Origin of the sequence: Dysgonomonas sp. PH5-45, from assembly GCF_029893235.1 — a bacterium.
Lineage (GTDB): Bacteria > Bacteroidota > Bacteroidia > Bacteroidales > Dysgonomonadaceae > UBA1309.
In genome coordinates this window covers 1-3,602 of sequence record NZ_JARXWE010000056.1, presented here as the reverse complement: position 1 = coordinate 3,602, position 3,602 = coordinate 1, and the positions used below count along the sequence as shown (strand labels likewise).

The following is a 3,602-nucleotide window of genomic DNA, read 5'->3' as shown; positions in this document are numbered from 1 at the left end:
CATAAACGATACAAAGATAAAACTTAAAACATTTATAGAAGCTAAAGCCTTGTACTAAAGTACATAGTTTTAACTAGCGGTCTTGAAAAATAAAAGGAGCCGACCCTAAAACATTTAAACCGTTTATAAGCAATGAATATACCCTCCTTTCGCGAGACAAAAACCATATTTACAATTGGGATCAGCCCATGACCGAAGCGGAAATCATTAAAGCGGAAAAAGAATTGGGAGTACAACTCAGAAAGAAACCGAAACAACAAGCCAACCCGGCAATTGCTTACCTTAAAAAAATATCGGCCATAGCCGACAGTGTAACCATTGCTACAATCTATTATTCTAATAAAGAAATACTGTTGCCTTTCACCGATACGATAACAAAAAATCCGATCGATACAGCTTATGTAATCCAGTCGGCAAAGCTGACAAACAAAGAGGTCAGAACACTTAACAGCAAATTAAACAGCTTTGGGAACGAACTTGCCCTGCCCAATCATTACGACATAGAAATCAACTATTACCTCAAAGACAGCATTGGTTCAACAATAACTATTTCCTCAATAACAAGAAACATCAGCATAGCGAATAATATGGATTGCAACCAAAAAGAGGATTTCTGGGAAAATTTCAATCAAACAGAATGCTTGTTCAGAAGTAAAATTTCGGCTGATATGGAAAAATACCTGACCCGATTATTAAAGAAGAAAAAATTATGGACAAAGCGGCAACCTCACTTCGAATAAAATAGGCAGCCGGAACATATCCGAATGTCATAAAAAAATTCAAAGCTTGGCTGTTTTTAGTAAAAGTCTTACAGATTTCCTTATTTTTGTATCGCAAACAAGAAAAAACAGCAACACCTAAATAATGAGATATACCTTTATTGTAATATTACTTTTGTTTTGTTTCTCACCCAAAGCACATTCGCAAGCTTCGTCCGAAAAGCTCATCCGGAAAGGGGTAAGCCTACACGACAAAGGAAAATATACCGAAGCCTTGGGCTATTTTGAACAAGCGCTGAAAATCAATCCCTCGTCACTATCGGCCACATACGAAATGTCACTTTCGTACCTCCATCTGAAAGATTACGAAAATGCGCTTAAATACAGTACAAAAGTAATCAATGCAAACTTTCAGCCCCTGTTGGTCGAAGCTTATTGTGTGAAAGCAAGTGCTTTGGCCGAGTTGAATAAAGTAAATGATGCCATAAAATTGCTCAACGACGCCATTTCGCGCTACGGCGACGAATATTTGTTGCACTACAATTTGGGGCTCACATATTTTAACCAGAAAAAAAACAATGAAGCGCTCCTTCATCTGAGCAAAGCCATAGAGATAGACCCTACACATGCCGGAACTTTTCTGCTATACTCTTATGCCTTGAGCGACTCCGGTAAATGGGTGCAAAGCTTTCTTTCGTTTCATTTCTTCCTACTGCTGGAACCAAATACTGCCCGGGCAAAGGATGCTTTTGGCGAGATGTACGATTTGCTGACGCAAGACATAAACGACCCCGAATCGCCCCTTTTAGATTTTGAGGATGGGATTGACCGCAAAAAATTGTACGCCTATCTGCAAAAAACTAAACCTACAACCAACGACAACGATTCGCAATTTAAGTTCTTTGAACAATCTTCGAAAACGATATTCTTCACTCTCGGACAGATACAAAGTGATACCCGTAGTGGACTTTTATGGGATTTTTTTGTACCTATTTTTGCCGAAATTTTGGAATCGGGACACTTCGATGCCTATTGCCGGTATATAAGTTCGTCCTATTTTCCGGAATCGTTAGAGTGGTGGAACAAAAATTCGAAAGAGGTTGATGATTTTATTTCGTGGTTTGAAGACGGACAAGGATCGCCCGACGACGAGTATAATGAGTATGGCGATGATGACGACGACGAAGCTGACGAGAATGATGACGAAGGCAGTGAAGAAAAAAATGGCGATAACCTTGATGCCGAATAAATTATAGAAACAGAAATTATGTCTGCATTCGACGAAAAGGCACTGATTGCCGAACTAAAAAACACTGATACCCAGAAAATTGCCTTTGCTCGTTTGGTGAAAGAATATAGCGAAAAGCTATATTGGCAAATACGCAAAATAGTATTGGTTCACGACGATGCAAACGACGTTCTGCAAAACACATTCATAAAGGCTTGGACCAATATAGACGGTTTCAGAGGCGATTCAAAACTGCAAACATGGCTATATAAGATAGCTATAAACGAAGCCATTTCGTTCATCAACAAACAAAGGCAACATACCGACATTCCCCTCGACGATGCCGACAACTATATGATAAACAGGCTGGAAAGCGATTCTTTTTTTGACGGGGACGCAGCTCAAGTGAAGTTGCAGAAAGCCATACTACAATTGCCCGAAAAGCAACGCATAGTGTTCAACATGAAGTATTTTGATGAAATGAAATACGAAGAAATGTCCGAAGTTCTCGATACTTCGGTTGGAGCACTGAAAGCCTCTTATCACCATGCAGTAAAAAAAATTGAGGATTTTTTATCCCGACCCGATTAAACCTTTCCCCTTGTATCGAGTCTATATACATGAACACAAATTATGTAAAGTGTAATAAAAGATAATCAGTTATGACAAGCTTGAACAATATAAATAAAAATAATCCCTTTAAGGTTCCCGAAAATTATTTCGAGGATTTCAGTAAAGAGATTATGTCTCAACTTCCGGAAAAAGAAACCCGGAATAAGGTGGTTCCCTTGTGGAAAAAGGTTGTGCCTTGGGCTGCCGTAGCGGCTATGTTTGTAGGTATAATAAGTACTGTGGGTATTTTTAACAACAATTCGGGGCTTAACCCAACTTCGCCCAAAGATGCCACCCAGCAGCAAGCAATGTTATCCGAAACAGACGAAGAAGATTTTTATAAATACATACAAGACGAGGCAGCCGAATCGATATACATTGACGCCCTGTATTCGGAAGTGAATTAACGATATTGATACCAAAGGAAAATGAAAAAATATTTATTGCTTCTCATATTAGTAATTGCTACGTTTTCGGTGAATGCACAGCAAAGAAAACATGGCAAAAAATTTGATTACGAAAAATTCAAAAAAGAACGAGCCGATTTTATTATAAAAGAGGTTGGCCTCACCAATCAGGAAGCCAAAGTTTTTATGCCTCTGTGCGAAGAACTGATGCGCAAAAAATTTGAATTAAACAGAGATGTACGCAAACAAAGCCGTGATTTGAATAAAAAAGTCAACAAAACCGACAGAGATTACGAAACCGTGATAGATCTATCGATCGAGAATAAAGCCAAAGAAGCCCAGCTCGAAAAAGAATATTATAAACGGTTTAAAAAAGTGCTGTCGCCCCAAAAGATATATAAGTACCAACGGGCCGAGATGAAGTTCATGAAAAGAACCGTAAAGAAAGATTGACAGGGATTTACAATAAAAAATATTTACTATAAGGAGGCTGTCTCACAATGATGAGATGGCCTTTTTTTTGTTTTCTCTTTATTCCGCTTTACTACTGATGCGCTAATTTTTTAATTTCAACCGTAACGGGTTGATTATATATAAGATACAAGCGTTCTTTGATTTTTTGATTTGAATTGACCG

Annotated in this window: 5 protein-coding genes; all 5 read left to right on the top strand. The window is 38.3% G+C overall.

The features are described from left to right. The first annotated feature begins 188 nt into the window (after window positions 1-188). Window positions 189-740: a hypothetical protein gene (locus M2132_RS11815; RefSeq protein WP_280673808.1), complete on the top strand. Its 552-nt coding sequence runs from the start codon at window positions 189-191 to the stop codon at window positions 738-740. Between the two features lie 124 nt (window positions 741-864). Continuing rightward, a complete protein-coding gene (locus M2132_RS11810; protein WP_280673806.1) occupies window positions 865-1,968 on the top strand; it encodes a tetratricopeptide repeat protein in 1,104 nt (367 codons plus the stop codon). A gap of 18 nt (window positions 1,969-1,986) precedes the next feature. Then, entirely contained in the window at window positions 1,987-2,538 is a 552-nt protein-coding gene (locus M2132_RS11805) for an RNA polymerase sigma factor (RefSeq protein WP_280673804.1), read from the top strand. A gap of 71 nt (window positions 2,539-2,609) precedes the next feature. Continuing rightward, window positions 2,610-2,966, top strand: a complete 357-nt coding sequence (locus tag M2132_RS11800; protein ID WP_280673802.1) for a hypothetical protein — start codon at window positions 2,610-2,612, stop codon at window positions 2,964-2,966. 21 nt (window positions 2,967-2,987) lie between these two features. Further along, a complete protein-coding gene (locus M2132_RS11795) occupies window positions 2,988-3,419 on the top strand; it encodes a hypothetical protein (RefSeq protein ID WP_280673800.1) in 432 nt (143 codons plus the stop codon). Window positions 3,420-3,602 lie beyond the last annotated feature (183 nt).